Genomic DNA, 24,398 nt, shown 5'->3' with positions numbered 1-24,398 from the left:
TTATCTAAAACAGCCCCTAAAGCACGGTTTAAACCGCCTCCCCCGCAACCCGCAAACCTGCATAATCCAGCATGGCTTCCGCCAGCTTGTCTATCGGCAAGTCTTGTTGGCGCGGCGCGGCGGTATTTTCCGTGTGCCAGAGAAAATAGTCCGTCCGGCCATCGGGTTCGCCGAAGCGTTGGTAGACGCTGGCCATGATAGGCACATGGTCGCCGTACCAGCATAATAGGCCGGGGCGGGGGCTGGCCGCCAGACTGTCTTTAAGCTGTTTTATCATCAGATCGGCATTGTGTAAATGATACAGGTATACGCTCAGGTCATTACAGCCCGTTTCCGGTGCGGTGTCATAATACGCGGCGGCATCAGCGGGCGGTTGTTCAAGGTGCAGCGGGCCGTGGTTTTCCATAGTGATGACAAAAATAAACAGCGGCTGTTCGGCAGTGCTTAACAGGGTTTGGATGGTGTCGGCAACGGCCAGGTCACCCGTAAATTGGCCGCATTTTTGCGCTTCGCTAAAGCGGCTCAAGTCGATGAACTCATCAAAGCCCAAACGCGGGAACACTTGGTCGCGCTGGTAAAAGCTGGCATGGTAGGGGTGTATGCACAGCGTCCGATACCCGGCTTGTTTAAGGTAAGCGACGACGTTGGGGAGGCTGTAGTCCACCAACAGACGGTAGGGGTTAAACTGGTGTATGCCCCATTGCGCCGGGGTCAGTCCGGTAAAAAAACCGCTTTCGGTGCGTACGGTATTGGCTCCCCAAGCGGGTACTTGTAAACGCCCGTATTGGCAAGCACTGGCTTGGCTGGCATCAAAATGCGCCAGTACCGAGCGTTTAATGGTCGCCGACAAGCCGCGCGGGTCAAAAAACGATTCGCTTTGCACGGTGACGATATGCGCCAAACGCTCAGGCGCGATAGGCGGTGGCTGTCGGAACGGGCTGGCTTGGCAATCTAGCTCGCGGTTTAGGTGTTCCATGCGCCCATAGCCGTAAAAAAACGCCCATTGCCCTAAGGCGGTCAAATCCTCGGCGGGTTGGTAACTTAAGGCTGGCAAACGCGGACCAACCCAGCGCAACAGTTGCAGACTGGCTAAGCCCAGCACCGCCACCAAACCAAGAAAGCCCCACAGAGGCAATGCGTCCAGCAAAGATGGCTCCAGCACCAGGCCGATGGCGAAAGCCCCGCCAAAACCTAAGGTTGCCGCCACGGTGCGGGCGATACCAAAAAACGGCAGATAGAGGCGGGGATGCTTGATGGCATCGGTGAAGTATTCAAAATCTTGGCAGATAAACGGCTCGCGCAGGCTGGCGAATTTGGCGTGGTTAACCAAAACTAACAGCAATTGGAACGCCAACAAATTAACAACGGCAAACCAAGGCCGTTGCAAGATCAATAGCAGCACCGCAAACCCTAAGCCCCATAAACCGCTATGAATAAGCGTGCTGACGAAAGGGCGTTGCCAAACCGGGCGCGGCTTTGGGGTTAGGGTTTGTTCCAGCAGAAAAGATACAGCCAATCCTACCAGTAACGGCGACAAAACAAGGGAGATTATCATGAGTTGCTTGACCTGAATGGCGAAAAAAGCGCAAGGGGGAGGTTATTGTCAGCTATTTTAACGGTGGAGCCGTAAAAATAGCCAGTTTGCTGGGTAATTGTTATGAATGCCGGACTCAAACGGGGAAAGTGAGGTTATGAAAAAAGCGGACAGTAGGCGGATAGCTTGACTTTGGGGGCGAATGAACAGCACTTTTTGATGGGTAAGCCTGTAGGCATAAACAACGGAGGCGGGATAAAATTGCCATTAGCCTGACGTTTTACACTACAATCGCTGATTTTACTTAACAATACCTTATGCCTATCCCTTATTGGCGGCTGTCCAGTTTTTACTGGTTTTATTTCGCCGCGCTCGGTGCGTTTATCCCTTACTGGGGCTTGTACCTTAAAAATGCCGGTTTTGATACCGTCCAAATCGGCCAGCTTTCGGCGTTGCTGGTAGGCTGCAAAATTATCGCCCCTAATAGCTTGGGCTGGATTGCCGACCATACCGGCAAAAGCCTGCCGATTATCCGCCTCGCGTCGTTTCTCGCCACGCTAGGGTTTTGCGGATTTTTATATGCACACAGCTATAACGAGTATGTATGGGTGACGCTGGTGTTCAGTTTTTTCTGGAGTGCCGCCCTGCCGCAGTTTGAGGCGGCGACGCTGGCGCATTTAAAGGCCGAAGCGTTACGCTATAGCCAAATCCGTTTATGGGGGTCGGTGGGCTTTATTGTTGCGGTGTTAGGCGTTGGCAGACTGCTCGATTGGCAGCCTTTAACCGTATTGCCGGGCATTATTATCGCCCTGTTGCTGGGTATCGGCTTGGCGGCTTTAAGCGTACCCGAAGCGCGGGCCAGTGGCCAAGACCATCAACCCCATAAGCTTTGGCATATTGTCAAAAGGCCGGAAGTCATGGCATTTTTTGCGGTCTGTACCTTATTGCAAATCGCCCATTCGCCGTATTATGTGTTTTATTCGATAGTCCTGAAACAACACCATTATTCGGTGACGCTCATCGGCGGGCTATGGGCCTTGGGGGTTGTTGCCGAAATCGTTTTGTTTATTTTTATGCGCCGCCTATTGGCGCGGGTGTCTTTACGCGCTTTGTTGCTCACCAGCATTTGCGCGGGCGTAGTGCGTTGGCTGTTAATCGCCTATCTGGCCGACTCCACCGCCTGGCTGGTGGCCGCGCAATTGCTCCACGCCATGACCTTCGGCGGGGCGCATATCGCCTCGATACATCTGGTGCACCGCTATTTTGGTAGCCAACACCAAGGCAAAGGCCAAGCCTTGTATAATAGTTTTAGTGCCGGCTTGGGCGGCATGGTCGGCAGCTATGCCAGCGGCTATTATTTTGACCTTATCGGCGCGACGGGCATTTATACCGCTTCGGCCTTGTGTTGTGCACTGGCCTTGCTGCTGACCTATAGTTGGATAGGCCGTGAAAGCGGCAATTAAGCGCAACTGGACCTGCGCGAAAAACCCTTAAGCTTAAGCGATCGGCACCATGCAAAGCTGTCTTATTAGGCTATAATATTTAATGGCTTGCCCAGATAATTATCCGGGCGGGACTTTAACTCCCACCTCATTTAGGACCTCCTGTGTTTGATATCATTAAAAGCGGTGGCTGGTTGATGCTGCCGCTCATATTATGTTCCATTATCGCCACGGCGATTATTGTCGAACGCTTTTGGACATTACAAAAAAGCAAAGTGTTGCCGCAAGATTTGGTGACCCAAGTGTGGCGGTTGGCACGCGATAAAAAACTCGACGACACCATCCTGCGGCGTTTAAAAAACAGCTCTTCCTTAGGCTTTATCCTCTCGGCTGGCTTAGCCAATAGCCAGTATGGCCGCGATGTGATGAAAGAATCCATCGAAGAAGCGGGGCGGCAAGTGGTGCATGAGCTGGAACGCTTTTTAAACGCCCTTGGTACTATCGCCTCGATAACCCCGCTGTTGGGGTTGTTGGGTACAGTAGTAGGGATGATCCAAGCTTTTAATGCCATTGTCGACCAAGGTGTCGGCGACCCGGCTGTATTGGCGGGCGGCATCTCCGTCGCTTTAATCACCACTGCCGCCGGTCTGACGGTAGCAATCCCTAGCCTGATTTTCCACCGTTATTTTGAACGCTTGGTGGATGAATATGTGGTGTATATGGAAGCCGAGGCCTTAAAGCTGATTGATATTTTGCATGGCGACCGTGAGGCGATAGAATGAAATTCCACCGTAAACGGCGGGTTACGCCAGAAATTTCCATGACCTCAATGGTCGATGTGGTCTTGCTGTTGCTGTTCTTTTTTATGGTCAGCACCACGTTTAACAAACAAACCCAAGTCAAAGTCAAACTGCCCGAAGCCGACGGCGAAAAGACCGAGGCAGAATTGGAGACCATCCGCCTGACTATTGATGCCAATGGCGTGTATTATTTGGAAGATGGCGACGGGATTAGCCATGAACTGCTGAACCAAAAAGTCGAGACCTTGGTGCAAGCCTTGCGCAAACGCCATACGCCAGGGGCTGCCGTGCCGTTTGTCATTAACGCCGACGGCAAAACTCCGCATCAGGCCGTGATTACCGCCTTAGAAGCCGCCAATGCCGTGGGCTTTAACCAGATCAGTTTTGCCACCGAAGCCAAGCCTGCCGAATGAAAAAAGCCCTGATCCGCGCCATTGAAAATATCTGGTACAAAGACCTGATTATCGGCACTTGGTTGATGCCCTTAGGGTTCTTGTTCAGCGACATCGTGCGTTTGCGCACTTGGCTGTACCGTAGCGGCCTCAAGAAAGTCCACACCTTACCCGTTCCAGTGATTATTGTCGGCAATATCACCGTCGGCGGCACGGGCAAAACGCCACTGGCGATTTATTTGGCCGGGCAGCTCCGTGCGGCGGGCTTCCGCCCCGGCATCATCAGCCGGGGCTATCGCGGCCAAGCCCAAGCCCCGCAATTCGTCCGGCCTGATAGCCCGGTCGCCGAAGTCGGCGACGAAGCAGTGCTGATGGCGCAACGCGCGGCCTGTCCGGTGGTGGTGTCGCCGCAACGGGTCGCCGCCGCCCAGTACCTGCTGGCGCACAGCGATTGTAATGTCATTATCTCTGATGACGGCTTGCAACATTACGCCCTAGGGCGCACTATTGAGATTGCCGTGGTCGATGGCGAGCGGCGTTTCGGCAATGGTTATTGCCTGCCCGCCGGCCCCTTGCGCGAGCCGATCAACCGCTTACAAAGTGTCGATTTTATCGTCGTTAACGGCGACAAAGCCGAACCCAACGAATTCGCCATGCAGCTTAAGGGCGACAGCGCCGTTAATCTGGTCACGGGGGAACAGCGGCCCTTAAGCGCGTTTTCCGGCAGCCCCTGCCACGCCTTAGCGGCTATCGGCAACCCCGAACGGTTTTTTAAGCAATTGGCAAGTGCCGGATTAGTGTGCAAAAACCACCGCTTCCCCGACCATTATGCCTACCAATCCGACGATATTCGCTACGCCGATGCCTATCCGGTGTTAATGACCGAAAAAGACGCGGTAAAATGTACCGCAATTGCCACTTCACAGCATTGGTTTGTTCCCGTCCAGGCCGAGCCTGAGGCGGAGTTTGCCTTGCAACTTTTATCCCTACTCCAGAGCCAACGCCATGATAGATAAAAAATTACTCGATATTCTTGCTTGCCCGATCTGCAAAAGCACCTTACGCTACCAAAAAGACCAGCAAGAATTGATTTGCCGCGCCGACCGCTTGGCCTTCCCTATCCGCGACGATATTCCGGTCATGCTGGAAGACGAAGCCCGCACCTTAAGCTTTGAAGAAACCGAAGCCTTATACCAATGAACCAACCCTTTAAAGTCGTTATCCCCGCCCGTTACGCCTCCACCCGTTTGCCGGGCAAACCCCTATTGGACATTGCCGGACAACCGATGATCGCCCATGTCTGCGCCCGTGCCAGCGAGGCGGGGGCGGAGCAAGTGGTGATCGCCACCGACGATGTGCGCATTTTGCAGACCGTGCAAGATTTAGGCTTTACCGCCGTGATGACCCGCCCTGACCACCAAAGCGGCACCGAGCGCATTGCCGAAGTCGCCGAAAGCTTTGGCTGGGCGCAGGACACTATCATTGTTAACCTGCAAGGTGATGAGCCGCTGATTCCGGCGGCCTATATCCGCGATGTCGCCGCCGCTTTGGCCGGACAACAACACGCGGGTATCGCCACCTTAGCCGCCGAGATACAAGACCCCGAAGAAATTTTCAACCCCAATGCCGTTAAAGTGGTGCTGAGCAAGCAAGGCTACGCCCTGTATTTCAGCCGTGCCCCCATCCCTTGGGAACGCGCCGCCTTCAGCCACGACGGCGGCACACCCTCAGGGGCTATGCCTTATCTGCGCCACATCGGCATGTACGCCTATCGGGTCAGCTTTTTGCGCCGCTACTGCCACTGGCCCGCCTCGGTCTTGGAAAGCGTCGAGTCTTTGGAGCAACTGCGGATATTATGGCAAGGCGAAGCCGTGCGGGTGCAAGTGGTTGCGGAGACTCCGCCAGCGGGGGTGGATACGCCGGAAGATTTGCTGAGGGTGGCGGCGATTTTGCGGGCACGGGCTGGGGGGTAGGTTGGGTAAGCAGCTCTTGCTCCCCGGAGTGCAAAGGTCTTTAGCCTTTGCACGATACCTATAGCTGTATCTACCAACGATAAGCCACCGTGAGCCATAAAGGCAACTGGCTTCAAGACCTACTATTAGCCCGTCGCTTGCTTTGCATCGGACGCTATATTCTAAATCCGCTTTGCACAAAAACAACAACGCCGGACGCACTTGGTTCTAGACTGACACCTTGTCCACCACTACCAAATGCGGAAAAAAATTGTTCGACCTCAGCCTCCTCTCACGCGGATACCGCTTCCAAAATGCGGGATAAACTGCCTAATCCAATCAGTGTAAGCCTGTTCTGTGCTGGATACTGTAATTGCTTAAAGCTAATTTTTACCTGACTTGGCCTAACCGTTTAGGTCTCTGGATAGGTGAATTAGCTAACAGGTATTGCATAAGCTATAGGATGTGCTAAATTCTATCAAATTTATAAAAAAGAACTTAAATAACTACAGGCAAACGGATGACGTAATATCTTGCGTTAATTAAGCTATCTACATTACGTTGGGCAACCTCATAGGCACTATAATGAAGAAATATGAAGATAAGCTATCCTTCATGAACACAATTCAATTTTCCTTAAGTACATTCTTATTTGTTTTAGGGATGGGGTTTGCACCTGCCTCATTCGGATATACCTTTGTTTACGACACACCAGATAAACTATTCGGCATTAACAATCTTATAGTTGGCTCTAATGATTATAACGTTAGGTTTATTGATGGGGCGGCAAATAATATATGGCCCAGTAATAACTTTGATGTCACTTCTTCCTCAGAAGCCGTCTCAATCCTAAGGGGAATTGCTCATCTATTAAATTCAGCACCAGCAGAAACATTTGGAACTTCCGGCTTAATTAATGGGATTGATATTGTCGCAGGGGAAGGTGCTGGGCTATGGATGCCATATGGCCTATTTAATGTTGGCACTTTTCAGGCAGCAGTTGCTAATTTTGGGAAAGACATTCATGGTCATAATTACATTGCAGCTCCTGATCCTAATAGTAATTGGGCTTACGGTGTTTGCGATGGTTGCTTCTCCAGTGCAGGATTAGGTGCAGATTTTGCTGGTTATCCACAATTCACCTTTGTAACAGTATCAAATGCCTCTAACTCAATACCTGAGCCATCGGCCATTAATTTAATAGCTATTGCATTTTCTTTGCTAATATTAAAACAAAATAAAATAATAATATAAATTTATTGGTTTATTTTTAGCCCAATAAGTCGGTAAAAGGTGAGCTCTGCGTGTTAGCGGGTTTAAAATTCCTTTTTTATCAAGGGTAAGTAGCTTAGCTTTCGTTAGCTGTGTGGTATTTACTGTAATGTTAGTCATCAAAAATAATCGTAACTAAATGCCAATACTCAACTTTAAAGAAATACCTGAAGCACATGTCGCTACAGGTTTACAAGACACGTTCGAGTTATTTGCTCGTGATTTTTTGTCATTTATGGGATACAAAATCATTACAGATCCAGACAGAGGTGCGGATGGTGGTGTTGATCTTATTATTGAAGAAAAAAGAACTGGCGTTGGTGGCGAAACAATTATTCGGTGGCTTGTAAGTTGTAAACATAAAGCTCATAGCGGTAGATCAGTGTCCCCTGATGATGATGGAAATATTAGTGATCGAGTTTTGGCTAATAGCTGCCAAGGATTTATTGGATTCTATTCAACGTTATCTAGTAGCGGACTATCGGGTAATCTTGAAGGAATGAAACAGCGTATCGAATATCAGATATTTGATAGAGAGAAGATTGAAAAAGAATTGGTGCATTCAGCGCGGGGTCTTGAATTGGCCGAACGTTTTTTCCCTATTTCCTTAGCTGCGTGGAAAACAGAAAACCCAGAACCAGCAAAAATATTCGCAGATTCCCCCAGTTTGAAATGTAAAACATGTGGTAAGGAGCTCTTTGATGGCAAAGATAAAGGAATAATAACGCTTTGGCAGCGAAAGCGTACGGACTACGAAAATGAGCCTGAGTACTTCGAATATATTTTCTGGACTTGTAGAGGTCATTGTGATAAATCTCTATCTCAACATATACGCTCAAAAAGAACTGATTTAATAGATGGATGGGAAGATATTGGCGATGTAATGATGCCTACTGTCTTCATTAAATGGATTATGTCTGTATTAAATGAACAAAGAGGTGGAACCGTATACTCCGACGACGCATTTAAAGATTTAAAAGAATTCTTACTTAATGTTTATCCTTTTGTATGTCGGCACTTGACGGAAAAAGAAAATGAAAGGGTTCGGTCTTTGATGATGATTCCATCATATCTCGGTGGGATGGGATATGAAGGCTAAGTCAGTCAAAGTCAGGGACGTGCCGACCGTTGGCGGTTAAGCAGCTTCGCTGTATTATTGGCACTATTAAATGAGCTAATATACAAAACCTAATCAATACTAAAAGGTAACTGGTAATGACTGTGATTTCTGAGATTGAAGAGGCTGTAGCCACGCTTTCCCGTGAAGACCTTTCCGCCTTTCGTGACTGGTTTCAAGAATTCGACGCTAAAGCTTGGGATAAACAGCTTGAAGATGACGTTGCGGCAGGCCGTCTTGATGCGCTTGCTGAGGAAGCTTTGCGTGATCTTCGTGAAGGCCGATGCACTGACCTGTGAGACATCGCGCAAATCCAAAATTTTGGCGGTTTTACGCGGTACTACCTGAGAATATTCAACGGCTTGCCAATGAAAATTATAAAATACTCAAACGCGATCCCTGCCACCCTTCACTGCATTTTAAGAAAGTCGGAAGGTTTTTGTCGGCTCGGATTGGTATTCACTATCGGGCTGTTGCCATCGAAGATGGGCAGGATATTGTATGGTTTTGGATTGGTCACCACAGCGAGTATGACCGATTACTCGGTGGCCGTTGAGCCGTTTGCTTAGCCTCACCAAATCACTTGGCTCTGTCGGTTATTATCAAACCCAACAAGCCAGTCAAAGACGCGCCGCCTGTTGGCGGGTTTGAAATTCAATTTTTATCAAAATTCGGCGGCGGCTTTCTTTAGCGGCACGCACCTTACCGTAACGTTGGGGATTGGAAAAAGATGAAGGTTTCATTCAAAGGCATCGCTATCGGCGGCATCACTGATGTCGTGTTGTCAGGTATTCTAGGAATTCCGCTCAGTATATACGTCATAAGCAGTCGAGGCCTGTTGGGTTTACCAAAAGATCAGCTCGGCATGGCTGCGGTGGAAGCTATTCATAGCAATGTCGGACTCTATAGTGTGCAATTATTTATTGGCCTTAGTTGCTCAATCTTTGGCGGCTATATTGCGGCATGGCTTGCTAAGCACGATGAGATTCTCAACGGTGTGCTAGCCTCATGGCTTTGTGTAGGAATCGGCGTATATTCTTTGATTTTCGGGAAAGCCTCTGATTCTGTGCCGCTGCATTTCGCGCTGGTCGCTATCACGCCTATTTGTTACGCATTGGGCGCTTATCTTCGGCGCAAGAGTGTTCGCGCAGGTGCTGCAACTGTCTGACCACGATTCAAATAAGATGGCGTAGCTTCGGTCGCCAGCAATGAACGTTAATAGCAATTGCCTTAAAGCGGTTAAAATGACGATCATTTGCGCAAACCCTCGGCAGCTATCGGCGACAACATGAAAACCAGCACTTTTCTTGCATTGGCTGCCATTACTGGCGGGCTTATCCAAAACCACGACAAAATCAGTGCTTGGCTAGGCCCGCCACCTGCCATTACCCGTCAAACCGGAAAAAACGAAGTCATCCTATACTCCACAACATGGTGTGGGTACTGCGCTAAAACCCGCAAATATTTTGCCGAACACCATATAAAGTACACCGACTTGGATATTGAGCATTCCGAGCAAGGCCGTAGCGGCTATAATCAGTTGCACGGCCACGGCATACCTATCGTGGTGATTAACGGAGTACCCATTTATGGCTACGACCCTGGTGAGATGGGCAAGGCTTTGGCTAATAGGGGCGGTGCTTAACATCTTAATTTTCCAGCGGTAAAGAGCGCATTTTATTAGCGGCTAGTTTGTCCGCGCCTACGCGGGCATTGGCAGTCAGGCTATATCGGTCAGAAAAGCGTCTTGGCTTGCTCATCAAGCTACTTAGCAAAGACGCTTTTGTAAGAAAATAACGGACTGACCCTTACAAGAGAATAATGGCGATTCTTCCCAGCTACTATTATTTAAGCGGATCGCCCGCAACAAGATTCAAAAACCCGCAAGCCCAAGGCTTTGCGGGTTTTTTTATTGTCCGGCGAAAAGCAAAAAAGCCCCTAAAAGCAGAAATTATTGTTCCTGTTTTATCAAATAGGAAGCTGATCCGGCTTTTTAGCACTACCCTAGCATCTGTTTTCATAACCTTTGTTGCAAGCCCACAAGGCGAAAACCTTTACCTACTTGGCATTGCTCTTAACGGCAAAGTAGTGCTGTTTATGGTGTAAGCCAGTGCTATGGTTTTGCCTTGCCACATTTAAGACGCTAGTTAATGGCTACAAATCCCGCCTTAACGTGGATGCTGCCCTTCATCACTTTACTGATTATGGTGACACTATGCCAAATTTAGAACCTAAGCCCCCATCGCCTTATCCTTATACCTTGGGTGGCGTTAATCTTACCCTGTGGAGCTTAAAGATGATTGCCGGAACAGGCATTATGGCGCTCGGTGCCTTGTATGGGGTAAGCGCTTACAAAATCTTTGCTCTGCTCTTTTCTGCGCCCGCAAAAGGCGTTAGCGGCTTAATGTTAGTGTCATTTTTGGTGGGCATCCCCTTTTCTATGGGCTTGTTAATTGCTTATTTCGTCAAGCGGCGAAAATTGGCGGGTTGGGCGGGTTCCAGTGTGTTATCGGTGCTTTCTGTTGCCTTACTGGTGTTTGCTGCCGGGGCGTTATTGCGGGAAGGTATCCTTTGTATTGTGATGGCGTTACCGATATTTATTGTCTTGGCGATATTGGGGGTTATTTTTGCGGCATTAGGCTCTTTATTAGGTTTATCCAATAGCCCTAAGCTGTTGTCGGTGGGTTTATTCATGCCGTTTATGCTGGCACCGTTAGAGCAAAGGCTACCTGCCACCACTTTACACCAAACCGTTACCCAAAGCATTTTTATCGCCGCACCGCCCGCGACCATTTGGCAACACATCAATTATCCCTTAAATATCCAAAAAGCGGAGTTTAAAGATGGCTTAATTTATCAAATCGGCGCCCCCTATCCTATAGAGGCGCGGACTCTCGAAGGTAGGGTTGGCGGCTTGCGGGCTTTACAGTGGGAGCGCGGGGTGAAATTTGCCGAGATTATCACCGCATGGGAGCCAAACCATTATATCGCTTGGGATTATAAATTTACCGCCGACTCGTTCCCGCCCGGTTCGCTTGACGAGCATATCGTCATCGGCGGGCATTATTTCAATGTGGAATCCACCGCCTACGTCTTACAACCGGAAGCCAACGGCACACGCCTGACCATTCAAGTCAACACCAGTGTCAGCACAAATTTTAACCATTACGCGGATTTTTGGGCGCGGTTTCTGATAACGGATACGGCGAAGACTCTTTTGCAGTTCTATAAAACCCGTGCCGAGTCGCCCAGCCCTAGGGCATTAAGTAGCAGGGTATGAATAACCTCACCACTTGCCACAGAAATAGGAGCCGACGTTAAGCTAAACCTTGTTACACACGGTTATATCGTGCAATGGCTGAAGACCATTGCACTCCGTTCGTTACGGCCATTCCAGTGGAATGCCTTTGCCGAGGGCTTTAACCTCGCGCCTAATCCAGCCTATCAGGTTGGCCTGTCTCTGTGCCGCTTAATGGGTGGCGGTGCCTGCCCTCCATAAGGCGATAGGTTCAAGCCGTCGCAAAGGTTTATAATACCGCCACTACCCAGCCCGTTAACCCGCTCAGGAACCGCCCCATGTCCGACCCGCATCTTTACCACGTCAAACCGCATATTGCCGACCACGCCCATATCACCACCGCGACTTACCAACGCCTTTATCAGCAGTCCATAGACCAGCCTGAAGCGTTTTGGGATGAACAGGCGGGGCAGTTTTTGACCTGGCAAAAACGCTGGGATAAGGTCATGGACTATGACTACCCCACTGCTTATATCCGTTGGTTTGAAGGCGGTAAGCTCAATGTCAGTTATAACTGTCTGGATAGGCATTTGGCGACGCGCGGTGAACAAGTGGCGATTATCTGGGAAGGCGATCAACCCGATCAAGCCCAAAAAATCACCTACACGCAACTGCACCGGCAAGTCTGCAAATTCGCCAATGTCCTCAAAGCCCAAGGCGTAAGCAAAGGCGACCATGTCTGCGTATATTTGCCGATGATTGTCGAAGCTGCGGTGGTCATGCTGGCCTGTACCCGTATCGGCGCGGTGCATTCGGTGGTGTTTGGCGGCTTTTCCGCCGAAGCCTTAAAAGACCGTATCCAAGACGGGCAATGCCGTTACTTGGTCTGCGCCGATGAAGGCTATCGCGGTGGTAAGGTCATCCCCATTAAAGCCACCGTCGATAAGGCGGCGGCGAATTGCCCTAGTATAGAAAAAATCATTGTCATCCAAAACACCGGGCAAACGGTAGCGTGGCAAGAAGGCCGTGATGTCTGGTACCACGAAGCGATGGCCTTGGCGGCAGAAGACTGCGAGCCGGAATGGCTGGATGCGGAAGATCCGCTGTTCATCTTATACACCTCCGGCTCCACAGGTAAGCCCAAAGGCGTACAGCACAGCACGGGCGGCTATTTGCTGTATGCGGCCATGACCCACAAATACATTTTTGACTACCACGACGGCGATGTCTACTGGTGTACCGCCGATGTCGGCTGGATTACCGGACATTCTTATGTGCTCTACGGGCCTTTATGCAATGGTGCGACCACGCTGATGTTTGAGGGCATACCGACTTACCCCGAAGCCGACCGTTTTTGGCAAGTGATCGACAAGCACCACGTCAATATTTTCTATACCGCCCCCACCGCCATCCGCGCCCTGATGGCGCAAGGCGACGCCTTCGTCACCCGCACCGACCGGAGCAGCCTGAGGATTTTGGGCAGTGTCGGCGAGCCGATCAACTCGGAAGCCTGGGAGTGGTACTACCATGTTGTCGGCGAAAAACGCTGCCCCATTGTCGATACTTGGTGGCAAACCGAAACTGGCGGCATTTTAATCACACCCTTGCCCGGCGCGACCGCCTTAAAACCCGGCTCGGCGACCTTGCCGTTCTTTGGCGTACAGCCCGTCATCCTCGACCCGACCAGCGGGCAAGTGCTGGAGGGCGTGGCCGAAGGCGTGCTGGCGCTCAACCACCCCTGGCCCGGCCAAGCGCGTACGGTCTACGGCGACCACCAGCGCTTTATCGACACTTATTTTAAAACCTATCCGGGCTATTATTTCACTGGCGACGGGGCGCGGCGCGATGCCGACGGCTACTACTGGATTACCGGACGGGTTGACGACGTGCTGAACGTCTCCGGCCACCGCTTGGGTACGGCAGAAATTGAAAGTGCCTTAAACCTGCATGAATTCGTCGCCGAATCCGCTGTGGTCGGCTTCCCGCATGACATCAAAGGCCAAGCTATCTATGCCTTTGTCACCCTGCAAATGGGCGCTACACCTTCCGAGCAGATTAAAAAAGAACTTGTCGCCTTAGTCAGAAACGAAATTGGTGCTATCGCCAGCCCCGAAGCCATCCAATGGGCCCCCGCGCTACCGAAAACCCGCTCCGGCAAAATCATGCGCCGCATTTTGCGGAAAATCGCCGGGAATGAGTTGGATAACCTCGGCGACATATCGACCTTGGCAGACCCGTCGGTGGTTGAGGAGATTATTGCTAACCGGATTAATCGCGGGTGATGGGGTTGGGAGTTACCGTTCAGCCTACGGCTTTAGCGTAAGCAGTCCTATAGGGCTTTAGGATGAGGGATTTTGTAGGAGAGGAGCGCGGGCATCTTGCCCGCAAAGGTGGCGGGCAAGATGCCCGCGCTCCAAGCCCCGTAACCTTTAGCAGTTGCCTAAATTATTTCCTACCCATTCCTTAATCAAACTCAAACAGCACATGCCCCGGATTAGCGGCGGCAATAGCGCACAAATCCGCCGTGGTCTTTTTCCCCGCCTCCCGAATAATTAAAAACGCCCCCGACCCGATACCTGCTTTAGCAATGGCACTGAGGTCGGCGGTGGTTTTTGCCGATGAAATAGTTATACCGCCGCCAGAGCGGGCGATTAAAGCAAGGTCAGAGGTGGTTTTAGACATGGCGTTGTTCCTGTAAGCGAAGGTTAGATGCGACATCATAACCTTTGCTAGGATAGACCTTAGGGTTGGTTTTCCGTTGCTATCGTTAATGGCTTACGGCAACGTTACTTTTTCGCCGCCGCATAAGCATCATAAAGCTGTTTTAACAACGGTTTGTTCAACTCGCGGGTATGGCGGTTCCAGCGTACCATCGACTCGTCGATGGCGACTTTCAGGCGGGTGGCGGTGTCTAAATCGCCGCTGCGTAACGCCCAGATGGCGTATTGGACTAGCGACTCAAAACTGCCGAACTGTTCGGCGGCTAGAGCGAATTCGGTTTGCGCGGCTGTGTTGTCATCGAGTCCGGCGTAGGCGCGGCCCAGTAAAATGGCGAGCTGTTCGGCGCGGAAAGCGGGGTCGTCGGCACGGATGGCGGTCAGGTGCACTATGGCTGGAGCGTATTGCCCGCATTCGACAAAACACCGCGCCGCGCCAAAACGGATGACCGGATCGGTAGCGAAGGGGCCTTTTAGGCAAGCTTCGTAATGTTCGGCGGCTTCTTCGGCGCGGCCTGCTTCTAATAGGGCGGCGGCAAAGCGTGTCCGGTTTTTGACCGTGCCGGAGTATTCAAATTCGGCGCGGGCTTCGCGCAATTCGCGGGTGGGGTCTAGGACTTTCGCGGCGACGGCGACGGCTTTTTTCGCCCCGCTTTCTATGCGCGAGTCGGGCAGGTAAATGACGATAAAGTAGACGAGGCTGCCCAACAACGGGAATGAAAATAAGATAAACAGCCAAAACAGTTGCTGGCCGCTACGCAGGGCGTGGATGGCAAAAAATATCGCGATGATGACATGAATACCAATCCCTAAAATCGACATAACTTCTCCAGAATATAGAATGCTTGAGTGGCCAACGTTGCGCCGCCTATTAAGCGGATGTGCATATATCTTTTAACGCTTGACATTAGCATCTCTGTAACCCCCTCCCAGCCTCCCCCTTGCCAGGGGGAGGGGCTTGTTCCCCCTGATTTTCGCCTGTTCGACGGGGAAGATGCTCCCTCCCCTGCGAAGGGGAGGGCTGGGGTGGGGTTTAATTCACGAATGTTAAAAGGTATATGCGCACCTACTTAAGCAGTATGCCTTAAAGCGGCGGTTTGGCAATTGGCGCTAGTGGCGCAGGCCGCGCAAGACTGCTTGCCCGGCCTGCCCGATAGGCTTACACTTCGGTGGAATTGACCCATAAATCATGCTTGTTGCACAGGCTGAGCGCGTATAAGGTGCCGCTGTAGCCGTCTAAGGTAAACGTCGAGATGGGGGCTTTGTCTTCCATCGGGTTGAATAGCTTTTCGGCCAAGAATTTATGGTTTTTGTCTAACAAAACATGCTTGACGATGTAGTGTTCGTAACCTTTCATTTCGTGGGCGGTGACAACTTTTACCGTGACTTTGCCGTCGGCTTTACTGATCTCAATAGTCGGCAAATGCGTGGCGACTTTGCCGCTCCAACGTCCGGCGGAGTCTTTGGTATAGTATAAATCAGCCGTTTCGGCAGCTACGGCGGGTGCCGTTTCGGCTTGGCTAAGGGCGGGGACCAGTAGGCCTGTCGCCAGTCCGGCGGCGCTTAAGTGCATAAAATCACGACGTTTCATATCATTTTCTCGCTATTGATGGGGGAAAGACAGTGCCGGGCTATTCGTTACCCGCACCCTGATAAGCATTTTTTCGGGCTTTTTGTAATTTGCAATAGTCACGCGCTCGGCCTGCCCAAGCCATGACTAACGGTGCGCCACCGATAGCCACCGCATCCACTAAACAGTACCACGCGGCAACACCGCTGGGCGGGTTGCCTTGCGGCAAGTGCAGGACGGGGTCGATGGCCGCCCATTTCCAAGTGCCGACGGCGGTGCCGATCAGCTCCAGCCAAGTGGTGATGAAAAACGCCGCCAAATAGACCATCGGCGAGCGGCCTTTAAACAGATAGGCTAAAAACACCACAAACAGTAAAGCCCCGACATAATCGCCTTGGTCGGGGATGCCGCTGATGCCCCATAACGACCATAGACCACAGACGGCGACCACAAAGGCGGCGATTTGTCTGGCATGGGTCAGAAAGAAGCCTGACCGCGCCAGTGCCACAGCGGTCAGATAGACCATGCCATGCCCCGGCGGTACATAAGCGGGGACGTTGCTGAAACGGTAAGTGTACCCGCCCATATAGGGTGAGGCAAAATGTTCGCCGATAGTGGCGAACAGCACGGCAATTAAGACTTGCACCCGGACATCTTTGGCTTCACCCAGCAATAGTCCGGTCAGAAATACCCAGCCGCACACGCCTAAGGCATTTTGCTTCGCCATATCAGCGTTGGCATCGCTGATAAGGCACACCGCCACGCAAAAAAAGGTGAAGGCGGCGATGAAATAATCTCTTTTTTTATGGGGGTAGAGCAAATGGGGTTGGGGAAAATGCCGCAGCACAAGTACCTCTGTCTGATAGTGTAGCGCCGCTTACCAAAAGTGTAAGCGGCTGTTGTTTAAGAATAGGGCTGGCTAAGTGAAAAACCAAGCCACTGCCGCATAGCGGGCCAATTTGCCCAGCATAATCAGCAGACACGCGGGCCAAAACGCAAGCCTTAACCAGCCGCCAGCAAAGCACAAGGCATCACCCAGCACGGGCAACCAAGAAAACAGCAGTGTCCACAAACCGTATTGCCTGACTAGGTTTAAGGCTTTTTGGCGGTTTTTCGGCAGTAAGTCGGCGACCGGAAATTTTTTCGCCGCCAACACCCCCAAGCCCCAAGTGGTCATTGCCCCCAAGGAGTTGCCTAAGGTCGCCACCAGCAGCAACTGTCCGAGCGGATGCTGGCCTTGGCTAACCAGATAGGCCAGCACCACTTCCGAGCCGCCGGGGGCGATTGTCGCGGAAATAAAGGCACTGGCAAACAGTCCTGTCAAACCACTTAAACTGTCCATGATGGGTTTTCCTTTTATATTCTAAACGGTTGGTTCAATTTTTACTGCCTCAGAAGAGCGCGAAAACTTGCCCGTTTTAAGCGTCAGACTAAGAACAATAAGGCTAATAAATCTGCCCACAAAACAATAACGATTAAACGCTTAGCCAAATTTGGCAAAAAAGCCACCGCCAAAAAAAACCCCTGTGCGGTTAGAGGCACAGGGGTTTTTCTGATGCTCAGCCTTAAACTTTAGGCAACACGTTGCTTTTGTTACCTGAGACTAATTTTAACAAAGCCGATAACAGCTTAACGCCGCGCTCAACCAGCAGGGCAACGCCTTCAAAAATCGTGGCGATAATTTCCGACGCGCTCATGCCGTGGAATTTACGCGCCAAATACGGCCCTAACAACAAGCCGGCGGCCAATCCGATGACCATTACGCCAGAAAAAAAGCCTTCCGGTTGCGCAGGCACCGCTGTGCTGGCCGCAGCGGGGCTGATGACATCAGGCACAGGCGGCGCGGCGGCGGCCTGTTTATCGGCTTCGGCGGCTGTGGCAATCAGTTCGGGCAGACCAACTTTATAATCATCGGCGATGACATTAGCCGTCACGCCGGGAATGCTCGGCAAATCGCCGTCGCCTTTACCGACCTTAAGCTGGGCTTTCATGCCCTTTTCCATGTGCTGGGCAATATCACAATGCACCAGATAGGTTTTGTCGCCGGGCGGCAAAATCAAGGTGCCGGAAATTTTCGCAGGTCCTGACACTTCCAAATGGAACATGCCTTTAGGGTACAAATACTTCGGCAAGCCGTGCATCATCCATTGGTGGCGGATTTTGTCCTCATTAACAAAATGCACCGTCAGCTTAGTACAGGGTTTGAATTGGTATTCTTGGGTATCAAAAGCAAACATCCGGCCAGGGAATTTTTCGGCGTATTTATGGCCGGCATGGACGGTAATCTCTTTAGTTTCGGAGATACTGTCGCAACCGCCGGGCAAAGTGTCGGCGTTTTGCCCCATGACCATGCCACCCGCCATGTCCATCAGATGGCCGTCACCATGGTTCATGAGCATACCGTCATGCTCTTGGTAATCTACTGCCGCAACCGAAGCGGAAAACAGGATAGCAAGGCCACCAACCGCTAAAAACTTCACCATTATTTGTCTCCTTTTTGATTAGAAATCAGCCAGATGCAGGGTATTATAGCGTATTGCCCAACATCTGGCACCCCCAAACCCGCCGTATTATAAGCCTTAGAATTTTTTCGCTTTACCTAACAGACCGTCAATAGCGCCTTTAAATCCGGCATGAGACAGATACAACACATACAAGCCAGCGAAGGCAAAGAAGGCGTATAATAACAGACTGCCTTTACCTACCGCCCCGCCGCTGCCGGCCTTAAAGCTCATGTGCGCATCCAAACGCTCGCCTTGGTCAGGGATTAAGGTGATATGAATCAAATACTGGCCCGCTTCGGGTACGCCGTTAGGCAGTTCCAGGTTGACCGTACCGGCTTTATGCTTTGCCGCAGGCAGGAAGAACACACGGGTACCTTCAGGTTCTTTGGTCACTTCAAACTCAACCGTCATGTTTCTGTAACGCATGTCTTGATAGTCGAACACCAATTGGGTTTTAGTGTCAATGCCCGGCAATTTACCGCAAAACTCTTCAGCAGAATAGGCAACTGGCTGATAAGCCGTATAATGTATCCAATGGGTCGGTTCCAATTCAAATTTACATTGGTCGGTATCCGTACCTGCCGCACCACCGTGCGCCCATACTGAAGCGGAAAAAACCAAGCCTAATAGTGCCAAACAACCTTTTTTTACAATGTGTGCGGTTTTCATAATACTTTCCCGTCTCGATAAATAGTAATTATTATATAAATATTCTGTGCCCTTTAACGTAGAGCTAACCGTAAATAACCTTATTTGCTGTATTATTATCGGATAGCAACTATCAACTCTAGCATATCAAGCCCAGCAAATAAAGGCTTCGATAACAGCAAGCTTACCATTAATAATAGCAGAAGCAAATCGTCGTGCTATTGCGCTGGTATTGCTATACTTTCCGCCTTTTCGTAGACTTAAGCCATCATCATTTAACCGGAGCCCCCAGCACATGTCATCATTGACTACATCAAAAGCTTGGTCTGCCTTACAAGACCATTACCATCACATCCAAAATTTTGTCTTACGCGAGGCTTTTGCCCAAGACCCCCAGCGCCATGCCAAATTTTCCTTGACGTTCAATGACATTCTTTTTGACTATTCAAAAAACCGCATTAACGACGAAACCCTGCCTCTGCTGATTGCTTTGGCGGAGCAGCAAGGGTTGGCAGAAAAGATCGCCGCGATGTTTTCCGGCGCGGCCATCAACACCACCGAACACCGCGCCGTTCTGCATACCGCTTTGCGCAACCGCAGCAACCGGCCCATCTATGTCGACGGCAAAGACGTGATGCCCGATGTCAACCGCGTCTTGGCAAAAATGCGCGGTTTTTGCGAAGCGGTGCGCTCCGGCGCGTGGAAAGGCTATACCGGCAAGACCATCACTGATGTGGTGAATATCGGCATAGGCGGCTCCGGCCTAGGCCCGAAAATGGTCTCAATGACACTGACCCCGTACAGCACCAGCGCCTTAAAAGTCCATTATGTGTCTAATATCGATCAGACGGATATTGTTGAAAAACTTAAGCCGCTTAACCCCGAAACCACGCTGTTTATTGTCGCGTCAAAAATATTTTCCACCCAAGAAACGATGATGAACGCCACGTCGGCGAAAAATTGGTTTTTGGCCACCGCCCAAGACCCTGCCGCCGTTGCTAAGCATTTCGTCGCCATTTCCACCCACGCCGAAAATGTCGCCGCGTTTGGCATCGACACCGAAAACATGTTTGAATTTTGGGATTGGGTCGGCGGGCGTTTTTCGCTATGGTCAGCTGTTGGCCTGTCGATTGCCTTGTACATCGGCATGGATAATTTTGAGGCCTTGCTGGAAGGGGCGTACGAAGTGGACGAGCATTTCCGCACCGCTCCATTTGCGCAAAATATCCCGGTCATCATGGCCTTATTGGGGATTTGGTATAATAATTTCTTTGATGCCGATTCCCACGCCTTACTGCCTTATGACCAATCCATGCGCTACTTCGCCGATTATTTCCAACAAGGCGATATGGAAAGCAACGGCAAAAGCATCACAATGGACGGCGACAAAGTCGACTACAGCACCGGGCCGATTATTTGGGGACAACCGGGCACCAACGGCCAACATGCGTTTTTCCAGCTTATCCACCAAGGTACCAAACTGATACCTTGCGATTTTCTGGTCGCCGCCAACAGCCATTATAAGTTGCCCGGCCACCATGACATTTTAGTGTCTAACTTTTTGGCGCAACCGGAAGCCTTGATGCGCGGCAAAACCCTAGACGAAGTGAAACGGGAATTGACCCCCGCCGAAGGCGAAGACCACGTTTTGGTCGCCTCGAAAGTGTTTGAGGGCAACAAGCCGTCCAACTCGTTTTTATGCAAAAAAATGACCCCCAAAACCTTAGGCTCCTTCTTGGCGCTGTACGAACACAAAATTTTTGTCCAAGGCGTAATCTGGAACATCAACTCCTTTGACCAAATGGGGGTCGAATTGGGCAAAATCTTGGCTAAAGCCATTTTGCCGGAATTGCAAAACGACGCGGTCATCACCAGCCACGACAGCTCCACCAATGGTTTGATCAACGCTTACAAACGTTTGAAAGACTGATAGGCCATAACAAAGCCAGGCGGGGGGCTTGCCCCCTACCGAAACCCCACTGTTTATCTCAGGAGTTTTTTTGCGCACTTTTATAGCTGAGCTTGAGCAACATCAAGCCATGATGACCCGATTGGCCGCTTGTCATGAAGACATTACGGCGGCGGGTGATGTCTTAATCAAGACCTTGCAACACGGCGGTAAAATCCTGCTGTGCGGCAACGGCGGCAGTGCTGCCGACTGCCAGCATATCGCCGCTGAACTGGTGGTGCGCTATGAAAAAGACCGCGCCGCCCTAGCCGCCTTAGCCTTGACTACCGATTCGTCTATCCTTACCGCCCACAGTAACGATGTCGGCTTTGAGAGTGTGTTTTCCCGTCAAGTCGAGGCCTTGGCAAACCCGCAAGACTGTCTTATCGCCATTTCCACCTCCGGCAAAAGCCCGAACATCCTTAAAGCCGCCGAAGTGGCGCAACATAAAGGCATGGCGGTGATTGCCCTGACTGGCGGCAACGGCGGGCAACTGCTCGCTTTAGCCAGTGCTGCCGTGGTGGTGCCATCTGATGTGACCGCGCGTATCCAAGAGGCGCATATCTTAATTGGACATTGGTGGTGCGGAGCCATTGAAAGCCACTTTGCTGGCCAATAGTCTGCCATTCTGTGTTAAGCCGATGCACAAACGCTTTTTAACCTGAACTTTTTGCAGGACTAGCGTCCTATATTTCAACCAGCCAGTTAAGCAAACATCGCGCTAATCCGCCATCAGGATTGCCAGAAAAGGTTTTGCTTATTGTTATGTTTTGTTAACAATGGGCCGTGTATAACCCTAAATATTTACAGGGGTCAGAAATAGATGCACGCCAACTTACCGCTCAGCCGCGCCGATTTTTTAAAATTAAAGGAACGTTTCATGCTAGCCACTTTACCTGAGTTCAGTCAGGCGAAAATTATTGTTATCGGCGATGTCATGCTCGACCGTTATTGGTCTGGGCAAGCGGCGCGGATTTCCCCCGAAGCCCCCGTGCCGGTAGTGCGGGTCCATAACAGCGAAGATCGGGTCGGCGGCGCGGCCAACGTCGCCCTGAACATCGCCCATCTGGGTGGGCAAGTGACCTTACTGGGCGTGGTCGGTGATGATGCCGAAGGTGAAGAATTAAAACGCCTGCTCCAAGCGCAAGGCGTGGAATGCCTGTTTGTTGTCCAGCCCGGTCTGCGCACCATTTGCAAACTGCGCATTATGGCCCAGCACCAACAACTGATCCGCGTCGATTTTGAAGACCTGCCGCTACAGTTTGACCGTAGCCTGCTGCAAGCGCACTTACAACAGCTCTTGCCCGAACACGATGTGCTGGTGTTTTCCGACTACGGCAAAGGCACCCTAACCGATGTCGCCAGCCTGATCCCATTAGCCAAACAAGCCGGGTTGCAAGTGCTGGTCGACCCTAAAGGCACCGATTTCCAACGCTATGCCCATGCCGATGTCATTACCCCTAATCTAGGGGAATTACTGGCCGTGGTCGGCAGTTGCGCCGACGAATCGGCACTGTTGGCAAGAGGCCGCAAACTCCTTGCCGACCAGCAAATCGCCACCTTATTGCTGACGCGTGGCGAAGCGGGTATGACCTTAATCCAACCCGACCGCCACGAATCCCTGCCCGCCCAAGCCAAAGACGTGTTTGACGTGACCGGGGCGGGCGATACTGTCATCGCCGTCATGTCCTTAGGCATGGCGCTGAATTTGCCCCTACCCGAATCCATGTACTTGGCAAACTTGGCGGGCGGCATTGTCGTCGGCAAGCTCGGCACTTCCACGGTGTCTAAAGAAGAGCTGACCCGCGCCCTGCACGGCGACCCTAACGACGCGCAATATGGCATCGTCTCCGAAGACGAGCTGGCCTGCCTGATCGAACATGCCAAAGCGGGCGGCGAACGGGTCATCATGACCAACGGCTGTTTTGACCTCTTACATGCCGGCCACGTCAGCTACCTGCAACAAGCCAAAGCCTTAGGCGAACGCCTGATTGTTGCCGTCAATGCCGACGCGTCGGTGCAACGGCTCAAAGGCGAAACCCGCCCGATTAACGGCCTGCAACAACGCATGACCGTCTTAGCGGCCTTGGCCTGTATCGATTGGGTGGTGGCGTTTGAGGAAGACACCCCCGAACGCCTGTATTGCCGCCTATTGCCCGATGTCATCGTCAAAGGCGGCGATTACAGCCCCGATCAAGTGGCGGGCGGCGACTGCGTGATTAAAGCGGGCGGGGCAGTAAAAATCTTACACTTTGTGGAGGGGCATTCCACCACATCAATGATTAACAAAGCACGGGGTAGCGAATGATTATAGTGACAGGCGGGGCGGGTTTTATCGGCAGCAACCTCATCCGCGCCTTAAATGACCGCGGCGAGCGCGATATTTTACTGGTCGATAACTTGGTGAACGGGCGCAAAATGCTCAACATCGCTGATCTGGACATTGCCGACTATTGCGACAAGCACGATTTGCAGGCCAAGCTTGCCGACCGCCATTTTTTGCAACGCGTCCGCGCTATTTTCCATCAAGGCGCTTGCTCGGCCACCACCGAATGGGACGGCCAGTATGTGATGCAGAACAATTACGAGTATTCCAAACAACTCCTACATATTTGTCTGGCGCAAGGCATCCCGTTTATCTATGCCTCTTCTGCTTCGGTGTACGGTAACGGCGCGAAAGGTTTTAGCGTCGACCGCGCCTGTGAGCAACCGATCAATATGTACGCCTACTCAAAATTCCAATTTGACCAATACGTCCGGCGCATCCTGCCCACCGCCACCTGCCAGATTGCCGGGTTCAGGTATTTTAACGTCTACGGCCCGCGCGAGCAGCACAAAGGCGCGATGAGCAGCACCGCCTTCCACTTCAACCAGCAAATCATCGCCAGCCAAACCGCCCGCCTGTTCGCGGGCTGCGACGGCTACGCCGACGGCGAACAGCAACGCGATTTTGTCTATGTCGGCGATGTCGTCGACGTTAACCTGTGGTTTTTAGACCACCCCAACCAATCCGGCATCTTCAACGTCGGTACCGGCCAAGCCGAACCTTTCAAAGCCGTCGCCGAAGCCGTCATCGCTTGGCACGGGCAGGGCCATATCGAATACATCCCCTTCCCTGAGCATTTAAAAGGGGCTTACCAAAGCTATACCCAGGCGGATATTAGCGGACTACGCGCGGCGGGATATGGCAAGGCGTTTTTGAGCGTTAAGGAAGGGGTTGGGCGATATTTAGCTTGGTTGAATGGGGGAGGGGAAAGCTAAAAC

The 24,398-nt window shown here is 51.4% G+C and carries 28 protein-coding genes; 19 read left to right on the top strand and 9 right to left on the bottom strand.

From position 1 onward, the window contains the following. Positions 1-28 precede the first annotated feature (28 nt). A complete protein-coding gene (locus CEK71_RS04895; RefSeq protein ID WP_088618337.1) occupies positions 29-1,555 on the bottom strand; it encodes an LTA synthase family protein in 1,527 nt (508 codons plus the stop codon). A 296-nt stretch (positions 1,556-1,851) separates the two neighbouring features. Between CEK71_RS04895 and CEK71_RS04890 the strand changes: the two genes are divergently transcribed. The 10 genes from CEK71_RS04890 (at position 1,852) to CEK71_RS24275 (ending at position 9,065) form a co-directional block, all read left to right on the top strand. Then, the gene (locus tag CEK71_RS04890; protein ID WP_088618336.1) at positions 1,852-2,997 is read left to right on the top strand and encodes an MFS transporter; all 1,146 of its coding nucleotides are present in this window, start codon (positions 1,852-1,854) and stop codon (positions 2,995-2,997) included. Between the two features lie 143 nt (positions 2,998-3,140). After that, complete coding sequence (locus tag CEK71_RS04885) at positions 3,141-3,758, top strand: MotA/TolQ/ExbB proton channel family protein (RefSeq protein WP_088618335.1); 618 nt, start codon at positions 3,141-3,143, stop codon at positions 3,756-3,758. Further along, complete coding sequence (locus CEK71_RS04880; RefSeq protein ID WP_088618334.1) at positions 3,755-4,189, top strand: ExbD/TolR family protein; 435 nt, start codon at positions 3,755-3,757, stop codon at positions 4,187-4,189. Before CEK71_RS04885 ends, CEK71_RS04880 begins: the two co-directional genes overlap by 4 nt. Then, entirely contained in the window at positions 4,186-5,184 is a 999-nt protein-coding gene (gene lpxK, locus CEK71_RS04875) for a tetraacyldisaccharide 4'-kinase (RefSeq protein ID WP_088618333.1), read from the top strand. The genes CEK71_RS04880 and lpxK overlap by 4 nt, the downstream gene beginning before the upstream one ends. Next, positions 5,174-5,368 (top strand): Trm112 family protein, encoded by a 195-nt coding sequence (locus CEK71_RS04870; protein ID WP_251827595.1) that lies wholly within the window; start codon positions 5,174-5,176, stop codon positions 5,366-5,368. The genes lpxK and CEK71_RS04870 overlap by 11 nt, the downstream gene beginning before the upstream one ends. Then, positions 5,365-6,141, top strand: coding sequence for a 3-deoxy-manno-octulosonate cytidylyltransferase (kdsB, locus tag CEK71_RS04865; protein ID WP_088618332.1), 777 nt, complete (start codon positions 5,365-5,367; stop codon positions 6,139-6,141). The genes CEK71_RS04870 and kdsB overlap by 4 nt, the downstream gene beginning before the upstream one ends. 564 nt (positions 6,142-6,705) lie before the next feature. Further along, positions 6,706-7,374: a hypothetical protein gene (locus tag CEK71_RS04860; protein WP_088618331.1), complete on the top strand. Its 669-nt coding sequence runs from the start codon at positions 6,706-6,708 to the stop codon at positions 7,372-7,374. A 157-nt stretch (positions 7,375-7,531) separates the two neighbouring features. Next, complete coding sequence (locus CEK71_RS04855) at positions 7,532-8,491, top strand: restriction endonuclease (protein ID WP_088618330.1); 960 nt, start codon at positions 7,532-7,534, stop codon at positions 8,489-8,491. Between the two features lie 116 nt (positions 8,492-8,607). Further along, complete coding sequence (locus tag CEK71_RS04850; protein ID WP_088618329.1) at positions 8,608-8,808, top strand: hypothetical protein; 201 nt, start codon at positions 8,608-8,610, stop codon at positions 8,806-8,808. Further along, a complete protein-coding gene (locus tag CEK71_RS24275) occupies positions 8,805-9,065 on the top strand; it encodes a ParE family toxin-like protein (RefSeq protein ID WP_088618328.1) in 261 nt (86 codons plus the stop codon). The genes CEK71_RS04850 and CEK71_RS24275 overlap by 4 nt, the downstream gene beginning before the upstream one ends. A gap of 64 nt (positions 9,066-9,129) precedes the next feature. Here the strand turns inward: CEK71_RS24275 and CEK71_RS23875 are convergent, their stop codons facing one another. Further along, on the bottom strand, positions 9,130-9,252 hold the full coding sequence (locus CEK71_RS23875) for a hypothetical protein (RefSeq protein WP_269766605.1): 123 nt from the start codon (positions 9,250-9,252) through the stop codon (positions 9,130-9,132). Here CEK71_RS23875 and CEK71_RS04840 point away from each other — a divergent pair. From CEK71_RS04840 to acs, 5 genes are all read left to right on the top strand, one after another. Then, positions 9,240-9,677 (top strand): hypothetical protein, encoded by a 438-nt coding sequence (locus tag CEK71_RS04840; protein WP_088618327.1) that lies wholly within the window; start codon positions 9,240-9,242, stop codon positions 9,675-9,677. The genes CEK71_RS23875 and CEK71_RS04840 overlap by 13 nt on opposite strands. A gap of 120 nt (positions 9,678-9,797) precedes the next feature. Next, a complete protein-coding gene (locus tag CEK71_RS04835) occupies positions 9,798-10,154 on the top strand; it encodes a glutaredoxin family protein (RefSeq protein WP_088618326.1) in 357 nt (118 codons plus the stop codon). 176 nt (positions 10,155-10,330) lie between these two features. Continuing rightward, positions 10,331-10,615, top strand: coding sequence for a hypothetical protein (locus CEK71_RS04830; protein ID WP_088618325.1), 285 nt, complete (start codon positions 10,331-10,333; stop codon positions 10,613-10,615). Positions 10,616-10,724: 109 nt separating this feature from the next. Beyond that, positions 10,725-11,789 carry an SRPBCC family protein gene (locus CEK71_RS04825; RefSeq protein WP_157678995.1) on the top strand — a complete coding sequence of 355 codons (1,065 nt, stop codon included), beginning with the start codon at positions 10,725-10,727 and terminating at the stop codon, positions 11,787-11,789. A gap of 296 nt (positions 11,790-12,085) precedes the next feature. Next, the gene (gene acs, locus CEK71_RS04820; RefSeq protein ID WP_088618323.1) at positions 12,086-14,029 is read left to right on the top strand and encodes an acetate--CoA ligase; all 1,944 of its coding nucleotides are present in this window, start codon (positions 12,086-12,088) and stop codon (positions 14,027-14,029) included. Positions 14,030-14,210: 181 nt separating this feature from the next. On the opposite strand, the gene CEK71_RS04815 is transcribed toward acs, so the two are convergent. From CEK71_RS04815 to CEK71_RS04785, 7 genes are all read right to left on the bottom strand, one after another. Next, entirely contained in the window at positions 14,211-14,429 is a 219-nt protein-coding gene (locus CEK71_RS04815) for a hypothetical protein (protein ID WP_088618322.1), read from the bottom strand. 104 nt (positions 14,430-14,533) lie between these two features. Then, complete coding sequence (locus tag CEK71_RS04810; RefSeq protein WP_088618321.1) at positions 14,534-15,286, bottom strand: tetratricopeptide repeat protein; 753 nt, start codon at positions 15,284-15,286, stop codon at positions 14,534-14,536. A gap of 337 nt (positions 15,287-15,623) precedes the next feature. Further along, entirely contained in the window at positions 15,624-16,055 is a 432-nt protein-coding gene (locus tag CEK71_RS04805; RefSeq protein ID WP_088618320.1) for a desulfoferrodoxin family protein, read from the bottom strand. A 40-nt stretch (positions 16,056-16,095) separates the two neighbouring features. Beyond that, complete coding sequence (locus CEK71_RS04800; protein ID WP_088618319.1) at positions 16,096-16,881, bottom strand: hypothetical protein; 786 nt, start codon at positions 16,879-16,881, stop codon at positions 16,096-16,098. Between the two features lie 72 nt (positions 16,882-16,953). Then, the gene (locus CEK71_RS04795; RefSeq protein WP_088618318.1) at positions 16,954-17,376 is read right to left on the bottom strand and encodes a YqaA family protein; all 423 of its coding nucleotides are present in this window, start codon (positions 17,374-17,376) and stop codon (positions 16,954-16,956) included. A 223-nt stretch (positions 17,377-17,599) separates the two neighbouring features. Beyond that, positions 17,600-18,517 (bottom strand): cupredoxin domain-containing protein, encoded by a 918-nt coding sequence (locus CEK71_RS04790; protein WP_088618317.1) that lies wholly within the window; start codon positions 18,515-18,517, stop codon positions 17,600-17,602. A 96-nt stretch (positions 18,518-18,613) separates the two neighbouring features. Further along, positions 18,614-19,207 carry a hypothetical protein gene (locus CEK71_RS04785; protein ID WP_088618316.1) on the bottom strand — a complete coding sequence of 198 codons (594 nt, stop codon included), beginning with the start codon at positions 19,205-19,207 and terminating at the stop codon, positions 18,614-18,616. Between the two features lie 274 nt (positions 19,208-19,481). On the opposite strand from CEK71_RS04785, the gene pgi reads away from it, so the two are divergent. The 4 genes from pgi to rfaD all read left to right on the top strand — a co-directional run bounded on the left by pgi (position 19,482) and on the right by rfaD (position 24,395). Beyond that, positions 19,482-21,116 carry a glucose-6-phosphate isomerase gene (pgi, locus tag CEK71_RS04780; protein WP_088618315.1) on the top strand — a complete coding sequence of 545 codons (1,635 nt, stop codon included), beginning with the start codon at positions 19,482-19,484 and terminating at the stop codon, positions 21,114-21,116. A gap of 70 nt (positions 21,117-21,186) precedes the next feature. Then, positions 21,187-21,753 carry a D-sedoheptulose-7-phosphate isomerase gene (locus CEK71_RS04775; protein WP_232463765.1) on the top strand — a complete coding sequence of 189 codons (567 nt, stop codon included), beginning with the start codon at positions 21,187-21,189 and terminating at the stop codon, positions 21,751-21,753. Between the two features lie 261 nt (positions 21,754-22,014). Beyond that, positions 22,015-23,442 carry a bifunctional D-glycero-beta-D-manno-heptose-7-phosphate kinase/D-glycero-beta-D-manno-heptose 1-phosphate adenylyltransferase HldE gene (gene hldE, locus CEK71_RS04770; protein WP_088621507.1) on the top strand — a complete coding sequence of 476 codons (1,428 nt, stop codon included), beginning with the start codon at positions 22,015-22,017 and terminating at the stop codon, positions 23,440-23,442. After that, complete coding sequence (rfaD, locus tag CEK71_RS04765) at positions 23,439-24,395, top strand: ADP-glyceromanno-heptose 6-epimerase (RefSeq protein WP_088618314.1); 957 nt, start codon at positions 23,439-23,441, stop codon at positions 24,393-24,395. The genes hldE and rfaD overlap by 4 nt, the downstream gene beginning before the upstream one ends. Positions 24,396-24,398 lie beyond the last annotated feature (3 nt).

The sequence above is a fragment of the Methylovulum psychrotolerans genome, assembly GCF_002209385.1.
GTDB classification, from domain to species: domain Bacteria; phylum Pseudomonadota; class Gammaproteobacteria; order Methylococcales; family Methylomonadaceae; genus Methylovulum; species Methylovulum psychrotolerans.
This window is presented reverse-complemented; position numbering and strand designations above follow the sequence as displayed.